Raw genomic sequence first — 22,117 nt, forward strand, 5'->3', positions numbered from 1 at the left:
ACCCCGAAACCGGCGCGGCGTGTCGGGGTCCGCCCTTCACGCGTCAGGCGTTCGCTGTGGCCCGTCGCTCGAACCCGCCGACGCCGGTCTCCCCGACGTCACCGATGGCGCCCTGGAGTTCGATACGCCCGTCGGACAGCTTGTAGGTGGCGCCGACGATCGCGAGCTTCCCGGATTCGATGCGGCGCTCGATGATCGGGGAACGCTGCGTGAGCAGGTTGCCGGTCTCGAGGACGTGGCGGGCGACCACCTCGTCGACACCGTCGATGCCCTCACGACGGGCCTCGAGCACCGACGGGGTGACACGCTCGACGATGTCGCGGATGAACCCGCCGGGGACGGTTCCGGCCTCGAGCGCATCGATGGTGGCCTTCACGGCGCCGCAGCTGTCGTGACCGAGCACAACGATGAGCGGGGTGTTCAGCACCTCGACGCCGAACTCGATGGAGCCGAGCACCGCGGAGTCGACGACGTGGCCGGCGGTACGCACGACGAACATGTCGCCGAGGCCCTGGTCGAAGATGATCTCGGCGGCCACGCGGGAATCCGCGCAACCGAAGACGATGGCCGAGGGGTGCTGACCGCCGACCAGCGAGGCGCGATGGTCGATTCCCTGACTGGGATGCTCGGGGGTGTCGGCGACGAAGCGCCGGTTCCCTTCGACGAGTGCGGTCCAGGCTTCGCGGGGACTCGTGTTCGACATGCTTACAGTGTGACCGACGCATGGGTTACCCGCACGTAGCCCTCGGCGCATTCGACATCGTCACTGCCCAGGGGAGGTCTTTCGGTGACCGGTTCCGGTTCGTCCGGTGTGCTCACGGAGACGCTCGTCGACTGGTTCCGCACCGACGCGCGCGATCTGCCGTGGCGCCGTCCCGGCGTCACCGGCTGGCAGATCCTGGTCAGCGAGGTCATGTTGCAACAGACCCCCGTTGCGCGTGTCGCCCCGATCTGGCAGGAGTGGATCGAGAGGTGGCCGGTGCCGTCGGCGATGGCGGCCGCCGGACGCGGCGAGGTCCTGCGGGCGTGGGGCAAGCTCGGCTACCCGCGCCGCGCGATGCGCCTGCACGACTGCGCCGCGGTGCTCGCCGAGCAGCACGGCGACCGGACACCCGAGGACGTCGAGACGTTGCTGACGCTGCCGGGCGTCGGTGCCTACACCGCCCGCGCCGTGGCTTGTTTCGCCCACGGTCAACGAGTTCCCGTCGTGGACACCAACGTTCGCCGCGTGATCGCCCGCGCGATCCACGGCCGCGCCGACGCCGGGAACCCCAGTACCACCAGAGATCTCGCCGATGCGCAGGCTTTGTTGCCGACGGACGTTCCCACCGCGGTGACGTTCTCGGCCGCGCTCATGGAACTCGGTGCGGTGATCTGCAAGGCCCGAACGCCGGACTGCGGCCGCTGTCCGCTCCCGGAGTGTGCGTGGGTCTCGGCCGGTCGGCCGCCCCTCGAGGGCCCCGCGCGCTCCGTCCAGAAGTTCGCCGGGACCGACCGGCAGGTGCGCGGACTGCTCATGGACGTGTTGCGCGGCAGCGATTCTCCGGTGGCCAAGCCGCGGCTCGACCAGGTGTGGACCATCGATCCCGGTCAGCGGGAGCGAGCCCTGGCCTCACTGCTCGACGACGGATTGATCGAGCAGACGGCGCACGGGGACTTCGCCCTGGCCGGGGAGGCCGGGCGCTGACGCGCGACGACGGTCAGCGGGCGCGAAGGAAGTCGGTGACGATCCGGCGGTAGTCCTCGGGGCGGTCGTCGTGGACCAGATGCCCGGCGCCGGCCACCACCACGTGGGTCGACAACGGTTGCAGTGCATGCATTCTCGCCATCTGTCCCGACGGTGTCACGGAATGCCCGGCCTCGATCAGCAGCACCGGGGCGCGGACGGACGTCCACTCCGACCAGAAGTCGCGGCGACCCCACTCGTCCGCGATCGCGCGAAAGGTCGCCACGTCCCCGTGCAGCCACCAACCGTCGTCCCGTCGCTCGAACGAGTCGAGGAAGTACCGGCCGGCGACGTCGCCGAACCAGGACCGGACCGCGTCGGCATCGGGAAACGGCTGCGGCCACGCCTCGATCGAGGCCGCCCACCCGGCCGACGTGAGACCGCGGAAATCGGGCGCCATGTCCTCGACCACCAACGCGCGCACCAGATCCGGCCGTCGTGCCGCGAGGCACCACCCGTGCAGCCCGCCCATCGAATGACCGATCACCGTCGCGGGTCCGACGTCCCCCAGCACGTCCACGAGGTCGTCGACGAAGTCGTCCGTCGTCGGCACCGCACGAGATTCTCGCGCACCGCGATGTCCCTCGGCGTCGACGACGTACACCTGTCCGAACGCGCGCAGCCAGGGCACCTGACGACCCCAGGTTCGCCCACTGCCCATCAGCCCGTGCAACAGCACGATCGGCTCGCCCGTTCCCCCGACGTCGGTCAGCACGGCCACCACGACGCCCACCGTAGCCCCGCCGGCCTCGGTCGACCGCCCGGTAGCCTCGCGGTATGCCAGTGGTGAAGATCAATGCCATCGAGGTTCCCGACGGCGCGGGACCGGAACTCGAGAAGCGCTTCGCGGCGCGCGCCGGCGCGGTCGAGGGCTCGCCGGGCTTCCTCGGATTCCAGTTGCTTCGTCCGGTCAAGGGCGAGGACCGCTACTTCGTCGTCACCCAGTGGGAGGACGAGGAGTCGTTCCAGGCCTGGTCGAGCGGACCCGCCCGCGCCGCCCACTCAGGGGAGCGTGCCAAGCCGGTCGCGTCGGGTGCGTCGTTGCTCGAGTTCGACGTGGTCCTCGACGTCCCGGCCACCCGAACGGGCGACACGCCCGAATAACCCGGCCGTACCGGACCTCGGGACGGTCCCGCGGGACGGAATGGCTAGGGTCGGAGGCGACATCCCGGTCGGGGCACCCGCCTCGATCTCCCGACGGACGAGGCGGCGCACATGCGGCTGGCACTACCCCGGAACGGCGGCCACCGCACGATCGTCGCCGTCGTGGTCGCCCTCGGTCTGACCGCGTGCGGCAGCGTCGATCCCCTGCTCGAGTCCGGGGCGGCCCGCGGCGCCGCCACCACCTCCGCCGAGTCGGAGCCCGTCGAGCGCCCGGCCGCCGCGGTCACGCCCGTCGCCGACACCCTGCTCGGGTGGATCACCACGACCGACCCACTGTCCATCGACCCCGTCGCCGTCGACGCCCTCGCGACCCCCGAACTCACCGGTGAGCTGGCCCCCATCGGCGGACTGCTGGGCCCGATCGCCCAGATCCAGCAGAGCGCGCCGATCACGGTCACCGATCGCGTCGACGAGGGATCGGAGTCCACGGTAACCCTGCGGACGGGTCGGGGCACCGCAGTGACCCTCCGACTCGCCGCCGAGGGCGGGCGTCTGGCCGGAATCCAGGCGCTGCCCGACACCCCCGACGTGGCGACGTTCGCCGACGTCGACGCCGCTCTGCTCGCCCTCGGCGCCCGGACCTCCTTCACCGTCTCGCGGGTCGACGCCGGGAGCTGCACCACCGTCCACGACCTGAACTCGGGCGAGACACTCCCCCTCGCGTCCGTCGCCAAGCTCTACGTCCTGGGAGCCGTCGCTCGCGCGGTCGACGCCGGCACGCTGACCTGGGACGAACCGCTCACCGTCACCGACGCCCGCAAGTCGGCCCCGTCGGGACGATTACAACTCGCACCCGAAGGCACGGTCGTCACCGTGCGCGAGGCCGCCGACGCCATGATCGCGATCAGCGACAACACCGCCACCGACCTGCTGATCGATCGCGTGGGCCGCGCGGCGGTCGAGGCGGAGGTGGCCGCGACGGGCAGTTCCGACGTCGCTGCGCTCACGCCGTTCCTCACCACCCGCGAGTTCTTTCTGCTCGGTTGGGGCCGCCCCGACGGCCGGGCGCAGTGGCGCGACGCGAGCACCGCCGAACGACGGCAGATCCTGGCCGGGATCGCCGACCGGACCATCGACAGCAATCCGGTCGACCCCGCGACGGCCGATCTCGACTACGTCGGCATCGCGACGCGGCCGGCCACCGCGGATGGTATCGGGTGGTACGCGAGTGGGTCCGACCTCTGCGCGGCACTCGCGTCGCTGTCGGTCGGGCCGCAGAACGACGTCGTCCGGCAGATCCTCGCCCAGAATCCGGGTGGGCAGTTCGACCCGACGCGGTGGACCTACGCGGGATACAAGAACGGCAACGCCCCCGGCGAGGTCGCCGGTGCCTGGTTGCTGACGGACACGGCAGGGCAGGACTGGGTGATCTCGATCCAGCTCGCCTCCGACACCCCGATCGGCCCGCTGGACAACGCGTACGCCTTCGAGCTGGTGACGCGCAGCAGCGCGTTCCTCTGACACGCGAACGCCCCGCGCCACATCCTCGGGATGCAGGCGGGGCGTCGGGGACGGTGTCAGTCGAGCGAAGCGTCCAGCGTGATCTCGACGCCGGTGAGCGCCTTGCTGACCGGGCAGGTGTCCTTGGCGTCCTGCGCCGCCTTGGCGAACCCGTCGGCGTCCAGACCCTCGACCTCACCACGCACGGTGAGTGCGATACCCGTCAGCTTGAAGCCCTGCGTGTCCGGGCCGAGCGAGACGTCAGCACTGACCTCGAGGCTCTGCGGCGTGCCGCCGGCCTCGGCGATGAGGGCCGAGAGCTGCATCGCGTAGCACGACGTGTGAGCCGCGGCGATGAGCTCCTCGGGGCTGGTGGTGCCCCCCGCGTCCTCGGCGGCGCGCTTGGGGAACGAGACATCGAACGTCCCGGCCTTGGAGCTGGACAACTCCACCTGGCCGGACCCCTGCTCGAGGGTGCCGTTCCAGGCGGTGCGTGCGGTACGAGTAGGCATCTGCGGGTGAACCTTCCGATCGGGTGACAAGGATTCCGACATCACGAGGATGCCCGAACGGGCCGATTTTCATGCCTCGCCGCGGTCCCCGCCCGTCACTGCGGCGGCGGTCCCGCGGCGAGAACGGACACGACGTTGCCGGACGGGTCCGTGAACCACGCGATATCGGGCCCACGGCCCCGCATGACGCCGTGCTCGTCCTGCGGGAAGCCGTCGTACCGCAGGAAGTCGACTCCCTTGCCCGCGAGGTCCGCCACGGCGCTCGCGACGTCGGCGACCGGCAGATTGAGGACCGTGTGCTGCGCCGGGACGTGGTCCGGCTTCGGATAGAGCAGCACCGTCGTTCGACGGTCGATCCGCAGCCAGGCCGTGCCCATCGCGGTCGGCAGAACGCGCATGCCCAGCACGTCGCGGTAGAAGGCGGCGGCCTCCTCGATGTTTCGCACCGCGACCCCGCAGAACGGGGTGGTGGGCGCACCCATCTCCGCTTCCGCCTCGTCGCTCAGACGGATCAGTTGGATCCAGTTGCCGTCCGGATCCCGGGCGGTGGCGAACAGATGGCCGTCGCGGTTCTCCAGGGGACTCACCCAGGTGCCACCGAGGTCGTCGATTCGTGCCGCCACGGCCGCCGGGTCGTCGGGCTCGAGATTGAGGATGGACCGGGCGCCGTCCCGGTTGGGCCCGGTGACGTCGTCACGCTTGTCGAACATGACGAAGAAGCCGTCCAGGTCGAGCACGGCGTACGGCCCCATCTCGCGGTACACGGGCGCGTCGAACACCGCGCTGTACCACTCGGCGAGCGCGTCGGGGTTCTCGCTCGACAGAAGCATGCTGTTCACGGTTGCGGTAGCCATACCCGTACCGACTCCGCCGGGGCCGGGAACTCATCGGCCCCTCGCTCCCGCGCTGTGGTTTCCCCGGCGCTGCGAACGAGCAGCGCGGCTGCACGGTCGCAGCGCGGGTATGCACGCGGCCGGACACGACGAACGGGCCGCACCTCCTGAGGGGTGCGGCCCGTTCTCGTGACGTCTACTCCGAGCTCTCGCCCGACTTCGCCAGATCCACCGTGAGGTCGTCGGGAAGCGTGATCGGCTTCTTCTCGCCTCGGAAGGTGAACACGGCGTCCTCGCCCTGGCCCTCGCCGTCCCAGTTGTCGACGTCGACCAGCACGATCTGACCGGGCTCGACCTCGCCGAAGAGGATCTTCTCCGACAGCTGGTCCTCGATCTCGCGCTGGATGGTCCGACGCAACGGGCGGGCACCGAGGACCGGGTCGAAGCCGCGCTTGGCCAGCAGAGCCTTGGCCTTGTCGGTGACCTCGATGGCCATGTCCTTGTTCTTCAGCGCCACCTCCACGCGGCTCAGCATGAGGTCGACCATGCGAATGATCTCGTCCTGCGTGAGCTGGTGGAACACGACGATGTCGTCGATGCGGTTGAGGAACTCGGGCCGGAAGTGCTTCTTCAGCTCGTCGTGCACCTTGAGCTTCATGCGCTCGTAGTTCGAGCTGTTGCCCTCACCCGAGCTGAAGCCGAGGCCGACGGCCTTGGAGATGTCCGACGTACCGAGGTTCGAGGTGAAGATCAACACGGTGTTCTTGAAGTCGACCGTGCGTCCCTGACCGTCGGTGAGACGGCCGTCCTCGAGGACCTGCAGGAGCGTGTTGTAGATCTCCTGGTGGGCCTTCTCGATCTCGTCGAACAGCACCACGGAGAACGGCTTGCGACGCACCTTCTCGGTGAGCTGGCCGCCCTCTTCGTAACCCACGTAGCCGGGAGGCGCACCGAACAGACGCGAGGCGGTGAACCGGTCGTGGAACTCGCCCATGTCGATCTGGATGAGGGCGTCGTCCTCGCCGAAGAGGAAGTTCGCCAGGGCCTTCGACAGCTCGGTCTTACCGACACCCGAGGGGCCGGCGAAGATGAACGAGCCCGACGGGCGCTTGGGGTCCTTCAGACCGGCGCGGGTGCGACGGATCGCCTTCGACACGGCCTTGACGGCCTCGACCTGACCGATGATGCGCTTGTGGAGCTCGTCCTCCATGCGCAGCAGACGGGTGGTCTCCTCCTCGGTCAGCTTGAACACCGGGATGCCGGTCCAGTTGCCCAGGACCTCGGCGATCTCGTTGTCGTCGACCTCGGCGATGACGTCCAGGTCACCGGAACGCCACTGCTTCTCGCGCTCGGCGCGCTGCGCGACGAGCTGCTTCTCCTTGTCGCGCAGGTTCGCGGCCTTCTCGAAGTCCTGCGCGTCGATCGCGGACTCCTTCTCGCGACGCGCGTCGGCGATCTTGTCGTCGAACTCGCGCAGGTCCGGCGGCGCGGTCATCCGGCGGATGCGCATGCGCGCGCCCGCCTCGTCGATGAGGTCGATCGCCTTGTCCGGCAGGAACCGGTCGTTGATGTAGCGATCCGCCAGCGTGGCGGCGGCGACCAGTGCGCTGTCGGTGATGGAGACGCGGTGGTGCGCCTCGTACCGGTCGCGCAGACCCTTGAGGATCTCGATGGTGTGGTCGACCGACGGCTCGCCCACCTGCACCGGCTGGAAGCGGCGCTCGAGTGCGGCGTCCTTCTCGATGTACTTGCGGTACTCGTCCAGCGTGGTGGCACCGATGGTCTGCAGCTCGCCACGAGCCAGCTTCGGCTTGAGGATCGAGGCGGCGTCGATCGCGCCCTCGGCGGCACCCGCGCCGACGAGCGTGTGCAGCTCGTCGATGAACAGGATGATGTCGCCGCGGGTGTTGATCTCCTTGAGCACCTTCTTCAGGCGCTCCTCGAAATCACCGCGGTACCGGCTGCCGGCGACCAACGACCCGAGGTCGAGGGTGTACAGCTGCTTGTCCTTCAGCGTCTCCGGAACCTCGCCGTTGACGATGGCCTGTGCGAGACCCTCGACGACGGCGGTCTTGCCGACGCCGGGCTCGCCGATGAGCACCGGGTTGTTCTTGGTGCGGCGGCTCAGCACCTGCATAACACGCTCGATCTCCTTCGAGCGGCCGATGACCGGATCGAGCTTGCCCTCGAGGGCGGCCTGCGTCAGGTTGCGTCCGAACTGGTCGAGCACCAGCGACGTGGACGGCGTGCCGGCCTCGCCGCGGCCGCCGGTTCCGGACTCGCTGGGCTCCTTGCCCTGGTAGCCGGACAGCAGCTGAATGACCTGCTGGCGCACGCGGTTGAGATCGGCGCCCAGCTTCACCAGGACCTGGGCGGCGACGCCCTCGCCCTCGCGAATGAGGCCGAGCAGGATGTGCTCGGTGCCGATGTAGTTGTGTCCGAGCTGCAGCGCCTCGCGGAGGCTGAGCTCGAGGACCTTCTTGGCACGGGGCGTGAACGGGATGTGCCCGGACGGCGCCTGCTGGCCCTGGCCGATGATCTCCTCGACCTGGCTGCGCACACCTTCGAGGGAGATCCCGAGCGACTCCAGGGACTTCGCCGCCACGCCTTCACCCTCGTGGATGAGGCCCAGCAGGATGTGCTCCGTGCCGATGTAGTTGTGGTTGAGCATCCGGGCCTCTTCTTGGGCCAGGACGACGACGCGCCGTGCGCGGTCGGTGAACCTCTCGAACATCGCTCTCCCTCACACTCATGGCGGGCGGGTTCCGACACTCTGGTGCATCGAACCCCGGTCCCCCACGACTCACTCTAGTTGTCGTGACCGGGAGGGTGCCGGTCAGCGGGGAAGTTCCGCCGACGGCGAACGACGTGCATTCCGCACGTGCGCTCCGCCGGGGCGACAGGCCGCCCCGCGGCGAACCCTCGTACCGGACACAACGCACGGGGCGGGCCGATCGTTACCAGTCGGCGGGTGCGACATGGGACGCGGCCGTCCGCCGTCAGCGAACGGCCACGGAGACACTCGTGACCGAGAATAAAGAATGCGCCGTAGGATTGGATGTCGTGTCATTCGTCCGAATGACGACGGACGACGAGCCGCATTCCTGCCGACCGATCAGTTACGGCGTTCCCAGGCGCGCACGATCTCCGACGATATGCGGCCGCGCTCGCTGATCTCGAAACCCTGTTCCTTGGCCCATTCCCGGATCGCCGCGCTCCGGGCCCGATCCGCCGCGCCGCGCGGTCGCGACCGTCCCGCCGTCGGCGCCGTTCCCGGCTCCGAGTTCCCCCGCGACGTGACGCGACGCGCGTGATGGATCCACTTGTCCATGTGTTCACGCAGATCAGCGGCGTTGGATTCGGACAGGTCGATCTCGTACCACGTGCCGTCGAGACCGATGGAAATCGTCTCGTCGGCGGGGACGTCGTCCATGTCGTCAACCAACGTGACAGTGACCTTTTTGACCATTTTCACATTCCCCCGATCCCCGACCACGGCGGCTTTGTGTACCGTGCCAGACCATATTACGCGGAAAGCCCGATCGAGGGCACCTCTCGGACCGGAAAGCCCGTTTCGGGTCAGTGGCGTCCGCGGTCCGGCCGGACGAGCGGGAAGAGGATGGTTTCGCGAATCCCGTGTCCCGTGAGCGCCATCAACAGTCGGTCGATGCCCATTCCGGTGCCCGTGGTGGGCGGCATTCCGTACTCCATGGCCGCGAGGAAGTCCTCGTCCAGCACCATCGCCTCGTCGTCACCGGCCGACGCGAGCCGGGCCTGGTCGGCGAAGCGGTCGCGCTGCACCACCGGATCCACCAGTTCCGAGTAACCGGTGGCGAGCTCGAAGCCGCGAACGTAGAGATCCCACTTCTCGACGACGCCCGGCGTCGAGCGATGCGCGCGGACCAGCGGCGACGTCTCCACCGGGAAGTCGCGGACGAAGGTGGGCACCGTCAGCTGGTCGCGGCAGCTGTGTTCCCACAGCTCCTCGACGAGCTTGCCGTGGCCCCATCCCTTGCCCTCCGGCACCTCGAGACCGACCCGGTCGGCCAGGGCGCGCAGCTCGTCGACGCTCGTGTCCGGAGTCACCGACACCCCGATCGCCTCCGACAGCGACGGATACATCTCGATGCTCCGCCATTCGCCGGCGAAGTCGTACTCCGTCCCGTCGGCGAGAGTGACCTGCAGGCTGCCGTACACCGCCTGCACCACTTCCTGGATCAACTCGCGGGTCATGACCGCCGAGTCGTCGTACGTGCCGTAGGCCTCGTAGGTCTCGAGCATCGCGAACTCCGGCGAGTGCGTGGAATCCACACCCTCGTTGCGGAAGTTGCGGTTGATCTCGAAGACTCGGTCGATGCCGCCGACCACGGCGCGCTTGAGGAACAGTTCCGGAGCGATCCGGAGGTACAGGTCGATGTCGAGCGCATTCGAGTGCGTCACGAAGGGTCGCGCCGCGGCGCCGCCGTGGAGCGTCTGCAGCATCGGAGTCTCGATCTCGAGGAACCCTCGCCGCTCGAGACCGTCCCGCAGCGCACGCAGCGCCCGGACCCGCCGCCGCGCGTTCTCCCGCGCCTCCGGCCGGACGATGAGATCGACGTACCGCTGCCGGACCCGCGACTCCTCCGACATGTCCTTGTGCGCCACCGGCAAGGGACGCAACGACTTCGACGCCATCGCCCACCGGTCCGCCATCACCGACAACTCGCCGCGTCGCGACGCGATCACCTCGCCGCCGACGAACACGATGTCGCCGAGATCCACGTCCGACTTCCACTGCGCCAGCGACTCCTCACCGACACCGGCGAGCGAGATCATCGCCTGCAGTTGCGTCCCGTCGCCGTCCTGCAGCGTCGCGAAGCACAGCTTGCCGGTGTTGCGCAGGAAGATGACCCGACCGGCCACACCCACCCGCTCCCCGGTATGGGTGTCGGGCGCGAGGTCCGGATGCGCCGCGCGGACCTCGGCGAGCGAGTGGGTGCGGTCGACGGACACCGGGTAGGCCTCACGTCCGGACTCCAGCAGGCGCGCGCGCTTCTCGCGACGGATGCGCAACTGCTCCGGGGTGTCGTCGGGCGCGGGGGTGGGGGCTGCGTCGGTCACGGACGTTCAGCCTAGTGCGCCGGTCACCGGGCCTAGTGCGCGACCAGCGCACGCCCCTCACGGAGGCAGTGCCGCGCCCGGCCGACGACGCCCAGCAGACCGGCCGCGCGAATGGCCTGGTACCCGCCGACGACGTCCGTCGCCCGGTGCAGTCCGAGCTCCTGCAGCGCGGCGGCGGCGAGCGAGGAGGTGTATCCCTCCGAGCACAACACGATCCATTCGACGTCGTGGTCGACCGCGGCCGCGAGGCGTGCGGAGGACAGCGGATCGAGCCGCCACTCGAGCACGTTGCGTTCGACGGCGAGCGCACCGGGCATCGTGCCCTCCACCGCCCGCTGCGCCTGCGGCCTGATGTCCACGAGGATCGCCCCGCGAGCGACGGCGGCGGGCAGGTCCGCCGCCGGCATGCGGCGGTAGGTCGCGCGGGCCCGGTCGAGCATCTCGTCGATGGTCATCACGCGCTGCCCTCCGGGACGTCGGTCAGCTCGGTGCGCGTGCGACGCAGCCCGCCGCCGGCTCCGATGTCGTAATACGACATTGCCGTGAGCGGCGGTGAGTAGGCGTGCACGCTGAGGGTCGGCGTGGACTGCGCTGCGGCGGACCCGTCGTCCGTCGGCGCGTGCGTCACGTCGTGGACCCAGCCGAGCGGGAACAACGCCTGGTCACCGGCGCGAAGAAGCCTGTGCTGCAACGTGGTTCCGTTCCAGCGGTACTCGCTCAGCGCCCCGGAGAGCACGGTCAACGCACCCAGCGACCCGGCATGATCGTGCAGTTCGGTCGACCGATCGGGGACCCAGCTGATGAGCCAGAGGTCGACGATGTCGTCGGAATGGATGCGCGCGGACCACCGCTCGTCCAGCGGGAAGCCGCCCGGGGGCAGCAGCGCGTCGTGACGACCGTCGAGCACGTCGGCGGCGCTCTGATCGGTCAGTCGGAGCAGGTCCGCCGGCCGCAGTGACGTGGGTGCCAGCGTGGTCGGCACTGCCTCGGGGGCGAAAGCGCCGGGCCGGGACACGGCCGAGCGGGTGGAGGGACGACGAGAAGGGGTGCGCGTACGCGCAGGGAGGGACAGCACAGCGGAACTCCAGGGAGGTGTGACGACGAGTCGGGGGCAGGCGTCAGCCCCGACAACACTCCCGGTTCGCGCAGTAGGTCACGGCGACCAGTGTGGCAGAGACCCGACGAGTCCGCCACCCCTCCCGATCCGACACCGACCGACTCGATCAGCGACGCCGGGCGCGGTTCCGCTCGTGCACCAGCTGCAGTCCGTCCAACGTGAGGGTCGGCTCGACCCGATCGATCACCGTCGATTCCGGTGCCACGAGCGACGCACTGTCTCCCGTCGCCACCACGACCACGCCGGGTGACTCCATCCCCGGCACCTCGGCGCGAATTCGGGCGACCACTCCGTCCACCAGACCGGCGAATCCGATGACCGCACCGGACTGCATGGCTTCGACGGTGTTCTTGCCCAGCACGTGTCGGGGGCTGACCAGCTCCACCTTGCGCAGCGCGGCGGACCGCGACGCCAGCGCGTCCATCGAGATCTCGAGCCCCGGGGCGATGACGCCGCCCAGGAACTCACCCTTGCCGGAGACCACGTCCACACACGTCGAGGTGCCGAAATCGACCACGATGCAGGGGGTTCGGAACTTCTCGTACGCGGCCAGGCAGTTGACGATACGGTCGGCCCCGACTTCCTTGGGGTTGTCGACCAGCAACGGCACACCGGTACGCACACCGGGCTCGACGACCACCTGCGGGACGTGGGACCAGTAGCGCGCCAACATGGTTCGCATCTCGCGCAGCACCGACGGCACCGTCGACAGAGCGGCGACGGCGGTGATCCGGTCGACGTCCGGGCCCAGGAGACCGCGGAACGCGAGCGCGATCTCGTCCGCCGTCATCGCCGGATCCGTCCGAAGGCGGCGCTGGACCGTCAGGCTCGCATGGACACCGCTGCCGGTGAAGACGCCGAGGACCGTCGTGGTGTTCCGAACGTCGACGGCCAGCAACATCAGTAGGACACCGCGACGTCACGCCCCAGGGTGCGCGGCGAGATCAGCCCCGAGTCGGCCGGCACGTCGGCCGGGTCCGCGCCGAGATGAACCGGGCGGTTGTCGGCGTCGACGAAGACGACCCGAGGCGCGTAGTCGAGGACCTCCTGCTCGTTCAGGATCCCGTACGCGATGATGATGACCAGGTCTCCGGGATGCACCAGATGTGCTGCTGCCCCGTTGATTCCGATCACGCCGGACCCGCGGGTCCCGGCAATGGCGTAGGTCTCGAGCCGGGCGCCGTTGTCGATGTCGACGATGGTCACCTGCTCGCCCTCGAGCAGACCCGCCGCGTCCAGCAGGTCCTGGTCGACGGTGACGGACCCGACGTAGTGCAGATCGGCGTGCGTGACGGTGGCGCGGTGGATCTTCGACGTCATCATGGTGCGAAGCATGGCGTGGTCCTCGGGGTGTGGGGTGTCGTGAGGTGGGGATCAGGAGTGGCCGAGATGACGATCGCCGGTGGGGTCCGCGGGCGAACCCAGGGCCACTCCGACGTTGTCGATCAGGCGGGTCGTGCCGACGCGCGCGGCGACCAGGAGTCGGCCCCGCCCCTCGTCGGGCGGGTCACGCAGGTCGGCGCCGCGCAACTCCAGGTAGTCGACGTCCACGTCGGGCGCGGCGGCGAGCACGGCGCTCGCGGTCGAGAGCACGGCATCTGCACCGCGGTCGCCCGCGTGCTGACCGGCCACCAGCGCCGCGGACAGGACGACGGCGGCTTCCCGCTGCTCCGGCGTCAGGTAGCGGTTGCGCGAGGACAGGGCCAGTCCGTCCGACTCGCGCACCGTCGGGACACCGACGATCTCGACGTCGAGGTTCAGATCGCGCACCATCTGGTGGATCAGCACCAACTGCTGGTAGTCCTTCTCACCGAAGTACGCGGCGTCCGGGCCGACGATGGTGAGCAGCTTCGCTACCACCGTCAACATCCCCGCGAAATGGCCGGGGCGAGAGGCACCTTCGAGTTCCGAGCCCAACGGACCCGGGTGCACCGTGGTGCGCGGACCGTCCGGGTACATGTCCGACACCGAGGGCACGAAAGCCAACTCCACGCCGGCCTCACGCAGGACGTCGAGGTCGGCGTCGAGCGTCCGCGGATAGGCGTCGAGATCCTCGCCCGCGCCGAACTGCAGCGGGTTGACGAAGATCGAGACCACCACTACGGCGCCCGTCCGGCGCGCCATCTCCATCAACTGGACGTGCCCCGCGTGCAGCGCACCCATGGTGGGCACCAGAACCACCCGTCGTCCGGACGTACGCAGGACACGCGTCACGGTCCGAATCGCCTGCGGCGCATGATGCGTCGTCAATTCACCCGGCACGAACATGCCGCTCTCTCCGGTCACGACTGCCTCCTCAGGCGATCGACGATGTGGGTGGCACCCGTGCGTTGCGCACTGCGCAGGGACAGCGCGCGGTATCCAGCGGCGAGATCGTCGTCGAGGGCCGTCAACGCTTGCAGGTGCGCGTCGACCATGTCGGCGTCGCCCCGCGCTACCGGACCGGTCAAGGCGGCGGGCCCGCTGCGGAGGACGTTGTCGAGCGCCGCCGACAACAACGGCGCGAGCACCCGTTCCGCCACGCCGCCGGGGCGCGACTCCACCGGCTGCTGCCCCGTCAGTTCCGTGTCGGCGAGCGCGGTGCGCAGCGCGTCGAGAGCGTCGTTGACGACGGTCACCAGATGGTTGCTGCCGTGCGCCAACGCGGCGTGGTACAGCGTGCGGGCGTCCTCGCGGACCCCGACCGGTTCGCCGCCGATCTCGAGAACGAGCGACTGAGCGATGGCGAACCCGATCTCGTCCGCGGCGGTGATGCCGAAACACGCCGACGAAAGTCGCTCGGTGTCCTCCGGCTTGCCGCTGAACGTCATCGCCGGATGGACGGCCATGGTGACCACGCCGTTGCCCGCGAGCGGCGCGAGAACACCGACGCCGTTGGCCCCGGACGTGTGCAGGACGAGAGTTCCCGGGCTCACGGCCCCGGTGCGGGCCAGTCCCTGGACCAGGGCGGGCAGTTCGGCGTCCGGCACGGCGAGAACCAGCAATTCGCTACGAGCCGCGACCTCGGCCGCGGGGAGCACGGCGGCGTCCGGGAGACGGGTGCGCGCCCGCGCGAGCGAGGCGTCCGACACGGCGGAGCAGCCGAAGACGACGTGACCCACGCGGTCCAGGGCTTCTCCGAGCGCGGTACCGACGCGCCCCGCAGAGACGATGCCGACGGACAGACGCGCCGGCGCAGGATCGGTGGTCACCGATAATCTCCGTTCGTTCCAGTCCCGCCTGGCGGGTACCGGACTACTCGTGAGTGATCGAGCGCCACAGTAGTGCCGGGGACCGCACGGACGCCATGCGATGCACGTCACATGCCCGATCGGTCGGCGGCGCGACGGTATCGGCTCAGTCGGCGGCGCGACGGTGCTCAATCAGTCGGCGTCGCGACGGTGCTCAATCAGTCGGCGGCGCGACGGCGGCGCCGACCCCCACCCGACGCCGTGTCCGCCGACCCCACCGCGGCGAGGATTTCCGCCACCGACCGTCCCTGGCTGTGGGACCCGGGTCGCGGATCCTCGGCTGCGGGGGCCTGCTCGTCGGTGGGCACGCTGCGCGCCACGCGCGGGGGCGGGGCGACGTCCGGAATCGGGTTCGGCTCCGGTGCGGGCTCGGGTTGCGGCTCCGGCGTGGGCTCGGGCACCGGCTCGGGCTCCGGGACCGGTGTGGGCTCGGGCTCCGGAACCGGTGTCGGCTCGGGATCGGGCAGCGGGGCGGGTTCGGGCGGCGCCGGCACGGTCTCTGCGGCGACGGCGGGGCGCACCGGGGCCGGGCGGAAGGTGCCGTCGGCGTCGAACTCGCCGCCGATGATCGAGGTCTCGGCGGTCACCGGATCGTCGAACGGTCCCGCGAACCCGGCGTGTCCGTACGACGGCTCCGGGCTGTAGGCGGGCGCACGGCCCCGCGAGTTCCCGGGGACGTACAGGCCGGACGGAGCGGCCTCGTATCCGTGCGCGCGGTCGGCGATCTCGCGCATCCGATGTGCTTCGGCGAGGGCCGCGCGATCGTCCGGCAGGTCCCCGTCGAACAGCATCTCGAGGCTGCGACGCAGCGCGACGAGTTCGGCCCGCAACGCGCGCACCTCGTCCGAGCTCTCCCCGACCTCGGCACGCACCCGGTTCTCGACGCCCAGTTCGTACTCGCGCCGCGCCGCGATCTCGCGCTCGAGCTGGAGTTCGTAGACGGTCTGGAGGTCACGGGCCTTCATGCGATCGGCCGCGGCATCGCGTCGATACTTGGTCATCGCGAAGGCGCCGACGATGGCCGCCCAGAGCGCGGCCACGATGCCGACCCGCAGCAGCGGAACGCTGTCGCTGAGGATCAGCACCACGCTCGCGACGACGCCGAGAAGCACCAGACCAGCGAGAACGGTGTGATCGCCGCCACGTTTCGTGCGACGGTTCGCCTTGCCACGCCCGGTCTCCGTCATGTGTTCCAGGGTAACGGCAGCGAGGTCTGTTGCCTGTCACCAACCCGCCCGGAACGACGAGGTCAGGACGGGGCGGGATCGTCACCGGGTTCGTCGGGTGTGCGGCAGCAGTGCTCGACCCACAATGCGGCGCCCACGGTCACGACACCGGCGACGGCTCCGACGACGACGCCCGGCAGGTCCTCGCTCGCGGCCCGCAGAACCCCGCGCAGCGGCACGAGGTGGACCAGGACACCGGCCCAGACCCCGGCAGCGGCGGCGCCCACCAACGCTGCGGCCTTGGCCAACGCCGCAGCCCGCGCGACCGTGATCGGATGCAACTGCCCGGGCCCCGGCCCGATCCGTCGCGAGCGCAACCGCGATCGCACGACGACGCCGACCACCACCAGCACGACCGCCACCGGATAGAGCGACGCCCCCGCGAAGGGAGAGATCGGCGGGACGGTGCCGTAGAACGTCCGGATCAACAGCCATGCGGCGACGGCCGCGGTGACAGCGATCACCGCGAGGTCGCGGAGTCGGGTCGCCGTCATCGCACGGCGTCCACGCGTCGGACACCGTCCCGGTCGGCGGGACTCAGCGCGGCCAGATGATCACGGACCGGCACCCCGCCGAGGACGGCGTCGGGGTCGACGTCGAGCCACGGCCGCAGTACGAAGGCCCGCAGGTGAGCGCGGGGGTGCGGCAGGGTGAGGTCGGGATCGTCGCTGACGACGTCGTCGCACACGATCACGTCGACGTCGAGCGTGCGCGGCCCCCACCGCTCCGCACGGATGCGCTCGGCGACCTGCTCGAGCCGCTGGGCCCGCAGCAGCCATTCCCGCGCGTCGGCGTCGGCGTCCTCCGCCACCACGACGAGGTTCAGGAAATCGTCCTGCTCGACGCCGCCCCAGGGCGGCGTCGCGTACGTGGGTGAGACGGCGACGACGGTGTCGCCGAGTCCGTCGACGGCGGCACCGAGCAACGATCGCGAGTCGCCCAGGTTGCTCCCGAGCGACAGCACGACGCGGCTCACGGTCGCTCGCGCGTCACCACGACGGCGACGTCGGCGAAGGTGAGCGGGATCGGGGCAGACGGCTTGTGCACGGTGACCTCGACGCGCGACACCCGCGAATCGGTGAGCACGCCGTCGGCGATCTCGCCCGCCACGGTCTCGATGAGATCGCGCGGCGGGCCGGCGATCACGGCGGCCGCCGCCTCGGCCAGCTCGCCGTAGTGCAGGGTGTCGGTGAGATCGTCCGACGCGGCCGCGGGTCCGAGATCGAGATGCACGACGAGATCGACGACGAAGTCCTGGCCGTCGCGACGCTCGTGCTCGAAGACTCCGTGGTGGCCGCGAACCGTCAGCCCGCGGAGTTCGATGCGGTCGGTCACGGGTGTCCTCCGTCGTCGTCGGAAGCCGTCCACCGGTGGTGAACGGCGAGGGCGTCGACCGTGCTGCGGACGTCGTGCACCCGCACACCCCAGGCACCGGCCGAGGCCGCGAGGACCGAGATCGCCGCCGTCGCGACGTCGCGTTCGCCCGGCGGGCGGGGCACCCCGTCGCGGGCCAGAAGGGTGCCGAGGAACCGCTTGCGCGACGCGCCCACCAGGACCGGGAGCCCGGTGTCGACCAGGCGAGCGAGTCCACGCAGCAACGCCCAGTTGTGGTCGGCGTTCTTGGCGAAGCCGAGGCCGGGATCGAGCACGATCCGGTCCTCGCTCACGCCCGCGTCGACGGCGGCGTCCACCTGGCGAAGCAATCCCGTCCGCACGTCGTCGACGATGTCGCCGTACTCCTGCGCGCTCGGCGATCCGGGGCGGTGCGTCCAGTCCGGGGTGGCCGACCAGTGCATGAGCATCCACCCGACGCCGGCGTCGGCGACCGTGCGCGACATCGCCGGGTCGGCGAGTCCCGCGGAGACGTCGTTGATCCAGCTCGCCCCGGCCTCGACCGCCGCGGCGGCGACCGACGCCCGCATCGTGTCGACACTGACCGCCACGCCGCGCTCCGCCAGCGCCCGCACCACGGGGACGACGCGCGCCGTCTCGACGGCGGGTTCGACGCGATCCGCACCCGGACGTGTCGACTCCCCACCGACGTCGACGATGTCGGCGCCCTCGTCGATCAACTCGATCCCGCGCGCGACGGCGCGCTCGACGTCGAGAAAACGGCCACCGTCGGAGAACGAATCGGTGGTCACGTTGACCACCCCCATCACGACGGGCGGGCGGCCGGATCGGGCGGACGTCGCCGGCGCGGGATCGGTCACGGCAGCACTATCCACGCAGAATGAGGTCCAACGCCTCGGATCGGGACACCGCACTGGACTGGAACACACCGCGCACGGCGGAGGTGGTGGTCCGTGCGCCGGGCTTGCGGATGCCGCGCATCGCCATGCAGAGGTGTTCCGCCTCCATCACGACGATCACGCCGCGCGGCTCGAGCTTGCGCATCAGTGCATCCGCCACCTGGGTGGTGAGCCGTTCCTGCACCTGGGGACGCTTCGCGTAGAGATCGACCACGCGGGCGAGCTTGGACAGCCCGGTCACCCGTCCGGAGGGCCCGGGGATGTAGCCGACGTGTGCCACGCCGTGAAACGAGACCAGGTGGTGCTCGCAGGTGGAGTACATCGGGATGTCCCGCACCAACACCAGTTCGCGGTGGGACTCGTCGAAGGTGGTGTCCAGCACCGAGTCCGGGTCGACGAACAGTCCCCCGAACACCTCCGCGTAGGCCCGCGCCACCCGCGCGGGAGTGTCCTTCAGACCCTCCCGGTCGGGATCCTCGCCCACGGCGAGCAGCAGTTCACGGACGGCGGCCTCGGCGCGTTCGCGATCGAACGGGCGCCCGTTGGAGACGGACACCGGCTGATCGTAGGACTCGTCGACACGACTGAGAGACACGGTTTCGGCCCCTTCCGATGAGGCACTACGGGCGCTGGCGGCGCCGCCCTAGGGGACGGCACCGCCGCTGCGGCGGAGAACGTCGAGCGGACGTCGACGTGTCGAGCGACAACACCTGCGTCGCCACCGGTGGCGACGGCCAGACTCTAGCGGGAGTCCGGACCCTCCCACCGCTGGGTCGGCGGCGGTGTGGACGGCGGTTCGGTGCCGGGCACGTCCGAGCCGGCCTCACCGGGCGGAGAGTACCGACCCTCGGGCTGCGGATCGCCCTGACCGTACGGCTCGGGATACGGCACGGGCTCCACCTGCGGCTCGCGGTAGGGCTCCGGCTCGGCCTGCGGCTCGCGGTAGGGCTGGGGCTCCTGGTACGGCTGGGGCTCGCCCTGCGGTTGTCCGTAGCCCTGCGGCTGGCCGTAGCCCTGCGGTTGCCCGTAGCCCTGCGGCTGCCCGTAGCCCTGCGGCTGCCCGTATCCCTGCGGCTGCCCGTACCCCTGCGGCTGCCCGTATCCCTGCGGCTGGCCGTACCCCTGCGGCTGTCCGTACCCCTGCGGCTCGCCGGCGCCCGGCCCGTACTGGCCCGGGTAGCGCGGGACGTCGTCCTCCCGAGGCGGCCACCCGGGGGCGGACCAGCCGGCGGGAGCGCCGTAATCGGGCACCGACATCCCGGGACGGCCTCCGCGGTGGGCGCCACCGCCGGTGACGTTCCGCCCGTCGCTCCAGCCGCGCGGACCGTTCTGACCCGATCCGTGCTGGTTGCCGCCACCGTTCGAGGTGCCGCCGTACGGCGCGCTCCCGTTCGAGGGGGTGTTTCCGTTGGGCGCGCTGCCGTGGGGGGCGCCACCGTTGCCGTTGCCGCCGTTCCATCCTGCGGAGGCGTCGTTCCATCCTGCGGAAGCGTCGTCCCGGCCGGACCCGACCAGGCTGGGCTCCTTGACCACGGACACCGGCGGCCACGGCTCGCCGCGCTCGGCGGCGAGTTCGCGCGGCGTCTTCACGGGCGGCTTGGTGGACGGCGTGCGATCACCGAAGTCGTTGAAGGTGGTGATGCGGGGCCGCTTCTCGACGCCCGTGAAGATCTGCTCGAGATCCTTGCGGGTCAGCGTCTCGCGTTCGAGCAGCTGCGTGGCGAGTTCGTCGAGGATGTCGCGGTACTCGTTCAGGATGGACCACGCCTCGGTGTGGGCGGCCTCGATGAGGTTCCGCACCTCGCCGTCGATCTCGCGGGCCACCTCGTGCGAGTAGTCGGACTGCTGTCCCATCGACCGACCGAGGAACGGGTCGCCCTGTTCCTGGCCGTACCGGACGGCGCCGAGCTTGCTGCTCATGCCGTATTCGGTGACCATCGCGCGGGCGATCTTGGTGGCCTGGTCGATGTCCGACGACGCGCCCGTGGTGGGCTCGTGGAACACCAGCTCTTCCGCGGCGCGTCCGCCCATGGCCATCACCAGGCGCGCGATCATCTCGGACCGGGTCATCAGGCCCTTGTCGTCCTCCGGCACCGTCATCGCGTGGCCGCCGGTGCGGCCGCGAGCGAGGATGGTGACCTTGTAGATCGGCTCGATGTCGGGCATCGCCCAGGCGGCGAGCGTGTGGCCGCCCTCGTGGTACGCGGTGATCTTGCGCTCGTGCTCGCTGATGATGCGGCTCTTGCGGCGCGGCCCGCCGATGACGCGGTCCACCGACTCCTCGAGCGCGGCCTCGGTGATGACCGTGCCGTTCTCACGGGCGGTGAGCAGCGCGGCCTCGTTGATGACGTTCGCGAGGTCGGCGCCGGACATGCCGACGGTGCGCTTGGCCAGACCCTCGAGGTCGGCGTTCTGAGCGATCGGCTTGCCCTTGGAATGCACCGCCAGGATGGCGCGACGGCCGGCGAGATCGGGAGCGCCGACGGGAATCTGCCGGTCGAAGCGGCCGGGACGCAGCAGCGCGGGGTCGAGGATGTCGGGACGGTTGGTCGCCGCGATGAGGATGACGCCGGTGCGGTCACCGAAGCCGTCCATCTCGACGAGCAGCTGGTTGAGGGTCTGCTCGCGTTCGTCGTGACCGCCGCCGAGGCCCGCACCACGCTGGCGACCCACGGCGTCGATCTCGTCCACGAAGATGATGCAGGGGCTGTTCTGCTTGGCCTGCTCGAACAGGTCGCGCACGCGGGAGGCGCCGACACCGACGAACATCTCGACGAAGTCCGAGCCGGAGATGGTGAAGAACGGCACGCCCGCTTCGCCGGCCACGGCGCGCGCGAGCAGCGTCTTACCGGTGCCGGGCGGGCCGTAGAGCAGCACGCCGCGAGGGATCTTCGCGCCCAGCGACTGGTACCGGACCGGGTTCTGCAGGAAGTCCTTGATCTCGTAGAGCTCCTCGACCGCCTCGTCGGAGCCCGCGACGTCGGCGAACGTCGTCTTCGGCATGTCCTTGGTGAGTTGCTTGGCCTTGGACTTGCCGAATCCCAGTGCGCCGCCGCGGCCACCGCCCTGCATACGCGCCATCACGAAGACGAACAGGCCGAGCAGGATGATCATCGGCAGCAGGAACAACAGGATCGAGCTGAACCAGCTGTCGCGGGTGACGCGGGTGTCGAAGCTCTCGGCGCCGGACGCCGCGACCTTCTCGTAGATCTGACCGGCCACCGAATCGGGATACTGCGCGATGATCTGCGTCTGGCCCTCGGTGGCGTCGTTGCCCTGGTTCAGCTCCAGACGGACCTGCTGCTCGCGGTCGTCGATCTGGGCGGTCTTCACGTTCCGGTCGTCCAGCTGGGACACCGCGGTGGAGGTGTCCACGCGCGTCCACCCCCGCGTGTCGTCGCCGAAGTAGCTGAAGGCGAAGATCACCAACAGGATGGCGGCGACGATCGCCAGGTTGCGGAACAGGGTCTTGCGGTTCATACAGCGTCGCCTTCTGGGGCCGTCGGGCTCGTCGTCT

General features: G+C 70.1%; 22 protein-coding genes and 1 pseudogene. 3 read left to right on the top strand and 20 right to left on the bottom strand.

The features are described 5' to 3' along the window. Positions 1 to 43: 43 nt before the first annotated feature. Positions 44 to 703: a carbonic anhydrase gene (locus tag A3Q40_RS15910; protein WP_068103617.1), complete on the bottom strand. Its 660-nt coding sequence runs from the start codon at positions 701 to 703 to the stop codon at positions 44 to 46. An 84-nt stretch (positions 704 to 787) separates the two neighbouring features. Here A3Q40_RS15910 and A3Q40_RS15915 point away from each other — a divergent pair, with 84 nt between their 5' ends. Next, entirely contained in the window at positions 788 to 1,687 is a 900-nt protein-coding gene (locus A3Q40_RS15915) for an A/G-specific adenine glycosylase (protein ID WP_371831351.1), read from the top strand. Positions 1,688 to 1,700: 13 nt separating this feature from the next. Here the strand turns inward: A3Q40_RS15915 and A3Q40_RS15920 are convergent, their stop codons facing one another. Then, positions 1,701 to 2,441: an alpha/beta fold hydrolase gene (locus A3Q40_RS15920; protein ID WP_068106417.1), complete on the bottom strand. Its 741-nt coding sequence runs from the start codon at positions 2,439 to 2,441 to the stop codon at positions 1,701 to 1,703. Positions 2,442 to 2,503: 62 nt separating this feature from the next. On the opposite strand from A3Q40_RS15920, the gene mhuD reads away from it, so the two are divergent. Continuing rightward, positions 2,504 to 2,830 carry a mycobilin-forming heme oxygenase MhuD gene (mhuD, locus tag A3Q40_RS15925; RefSeq protein WP_068103618.1) on the top strand — a complete coding sequence of 109 codons (327 nt, stop codon included), beginning with the start codon at positions 2,504 to 2,506 and terminating at the stop codon, positions 2,828 to 2,830. A gap of 111 nt (positions 2,831 to 2,941) precedes the next feature. Next, a complete protein-coding gene (locus A3Q40_RS15930; RefSeq protein WP_068103621.1) occupies positions 2,942 to 4,351 on the top strand; it encodes a serine hydrolase in 1,410 nt (469 codons plus the stop codon). A 56-nt stretch (positions 4,352 to 4,407) separates the two neighbouring features. Here A3Q40_RS15930 and A3Q40_RS15935 read toward each other — a convergent pair whose 3' ends face one another. The 18 genes and pseudogenes from A3Q40_RS15935 to ftsH all read right to left on the bottom strand — a co-directional run. Then, positions 4,408 to 4,842: an OsmC family peroxiredoxin gene (locus A3Q40_RS15935; protein ID WP_068106420.1), complete on the bottom strand. Its 435-nt coding sequence runs from the start codon at positions 4,840 to 4,842 to the stop codon at positions 4,408 to 4,410. Positions 4,843 to 4,937: 95 nt separating this feature from the next. Next, complete coding sequence (locus A3Q40_RS15940) at positions 4,938 to 5,696, bottom strand: VOC family protein (protein ID WP_068103623.1); 759 nt, start codon at positions 5,694 to 5,696, stop codon at positions 4,938 to 4,940. Between the two features lie 175 nt (positions 5,697 to 5,871). Continuing rightward, on the bottom strand, positions 5,872 to 8,409 hold the full coding sequence (locus A3Q40_RS15945; RefSeq protein WP_068103625.1) for an ATP-dependent Clp protease ATP-binding subunit: 2,538 nt from the start codon (positions 8,407 to 8,409) through the stop codon (positions 5,872 to 5,874). Between the two features lie 381 nt (positions 8,410 to 8,790). Then, complete coding sequence (locus A3Q40_RS15950) at positions 8,791 to 9,144, bottom strand: histone-like nucleoid-structuring protein Lsr2 (RefSeq protein WP_068103627.1); 354 nt, start codon at positions 9,142 to 9,144, stop codon at positions 8,791 to 8,793. Between the two features lie 110 nt (positions 9,145 to 9,254). Then, positions 9,255 to 10,775, bottom strand: coding sequence for a lysine--tRNA ligase (lysS, locus tag A3Q40_RS15955; protein ID WP_068103629.1), 1,521 nt, complete (start codon positions 10,773 to 10,775; stop codon positions 9,255 to 9,257). 32 nt (positions 10,776 to 10,807) lie between these two features. Beyond that, positions 10,808 to 11,230 (bottom strand): rhodanese-like domain-containing protein, encoded by a 423-nt coding sequence (locus A3Q40_RS15960; protein ID WP_068103631.1) that lies wholly within the window; start codon positions 11,228 to 11,230, stop codon positions 10,808 to 10,810. Further along, the gene (locus A3Q40_RS15965; RefSeq protein ID WP_068103633.1) at positions 11,230 to 11,790 is read right to left on the bottom strand and encodes a cysteine dioxygenase; all 561 of its coding nucleotides are present in this window, start codon (positions 11,788 to 11,790) and stop codon (positions 11,230 to 11,232) included. The genes A3Q40_RS15960 and A3Q40_RS15965 overlap by 1 nt, the downstream gene beginning before the upstream one ends. A 208-nt stretch (positions 11,791 to 11,998) precedes the next feature. Next, entirely contained in the window at positions 11,999 to 12,793 is a 795-nt protein-coding gene (locus A3Q40_RS15970) for a type III pantothenate kinase (RefSeq protein ID WP_068103636.1), read from the bottom strand. Then, complete coding sequence (gene panD, locus A3Q40_RS15975) at positions 12,793 to 13,227, bottom strand: aspartate 1-decarboxylase (protein WP_068103643.1); 435 nt, start codon at positions 13,225 to 13,227, stop codon at positions 12,793 to 12,795. Before panD ends, A3Q40_RS15970 begins: the two co-directional genes overlap by 1 nt. A gap of 39 nt (positions 13,228 to 13,266) precedes the next feature. Next, positions 13,267 to 14,178 (bottom strand): pantoate--beta-alanine ligase, encoded by a 912-nt coding sequence (panC, locus tag A3Q40_RS15980; RefSeq protein ID WP_371831150.1) that lies wholly within the window; start codon positions 14,176 to 14,178, stop codon positions 13,267 to 13,269. Continuing rightward, positions 14,175 to 15,083, bottom strand: coding sequence for a Rossmann-like and DUF2520 domain-containing protein (locus A3Q40_RS15985; protein ID WP_068103646.1), 909 nt, complete (start codon positions 15,081 to 15,083; stop codon positions 14,175 to 14,177). The genes panC and A3Q40_RS15985 overlap by 4 nt, the downstream gene beginning before the upstream one ends. Positions 15,084 to 15,280: 197 nt before the next feature. Then, the gene (locus A3Q40_RS20525) at positions 15,281 to 16,309 is read right to left on the bottom strand and encodes a DUF6779 domain-containing protein (RefSeq protein ID WP_068103648.1); all 1,029 of its coding nucleotides are present in this window, start codon (positions 16,307 to 16,309) and stop codon (positions 15,281 to 15,283) included. A 62-nt stretch (positions 16,310 to 16,371) separates the two neighbouring features. Continuing rightward, a complete protein-coding gene (locus A3Q40_RS15995) occupies positions 16,372 to 16,842 on the bottom strand; it encodes a DUF3180 family protein (RefSeq protein ID WP_068103650.1) in 471 nt (156 codons plus the stop codon). Next, positions 16,839 to 17,324: a 2-amino-4-hydroxy-6-hydroxymethyldihydropteridine diphosphokinase gene (gene folK / locus A3Q40_RS16000; RefSeq protein ID WP_068103651.1), complete on the bottom strand. Its 486-nt coding sequence runs from the start codon at positions 17,322 to 17,324 to the stop codon at positions 16,839 to 16,841. The genes A3Q40_RS15995 and folK overlap by 4 nt, the downstream gene beginning before the upstream one ends. Beyond that, positions 17,321 to 17,683, bottom strand: coding sequence for a dihydroneopterin aldolase (folB, locus tag A3Q40_RS16005; RefSeq protein ID WP_068103652.1), 363 nt, complete (start codon positions 17,681 to 17,683; stop codon positions 17,321 to 17,323). The genes folK and folB overlap by 4 nt, the downstream gene beginning before the upstream one ends. Further along, positions 17,680 to 18,507, bottom strand: a complete 828-nt coding sequence (gene folP / locus A3Q40_RS16010; RefSeq protein ID WP_068106427.1) for a dihydropteroate synthase — start codon at positions 18,505 to 18,507, stop codon at positions 17,680 to 17,682. The genes folB and folP overlap by 4 nt, the downstream gene beginning before the upstream one ends. A 61-nt stretch (positions 18,508 to 18,568) precedes the next feature. Continuing rightward, on the bottom strand, positions 18,569 to 19,156 hold the full coding sequence (gene folE, locus A3Q40_RS16015) for a GTP cyclohydrolase I FolE (protein WP_308124999.1): 588 nt from the start codon (positions 19,154 to 19,156) through the stop codon (positions 18,569 to 18,571). Positions 19,157 to 19,793: 637 nt separating this feature from the next. Next, positions 19,794 to 22,080: pseudogene (gene ftsH / locus A3Q40_RS16020) on the bottom strand (ATP-dependent zinc metalloprotease FtsH); the annotation flags it as partial. Positions 22,081 to 22,117: the final 37 nt, after the last annotated feature.

Origin of the sequence: Rhodococcus sp. PBTS 1 (genome assembly GCF_001620025.1) — a bacterium.
In the GTDB taxonomy this organism is placed as follows: domain Bacteria; phylum Actinomycetota; class Actinomycetes; order Mycobacteriales; family Mycobacteriaceae; genus Rhodococcoides; species Rhodococcoides kroppenstedtii.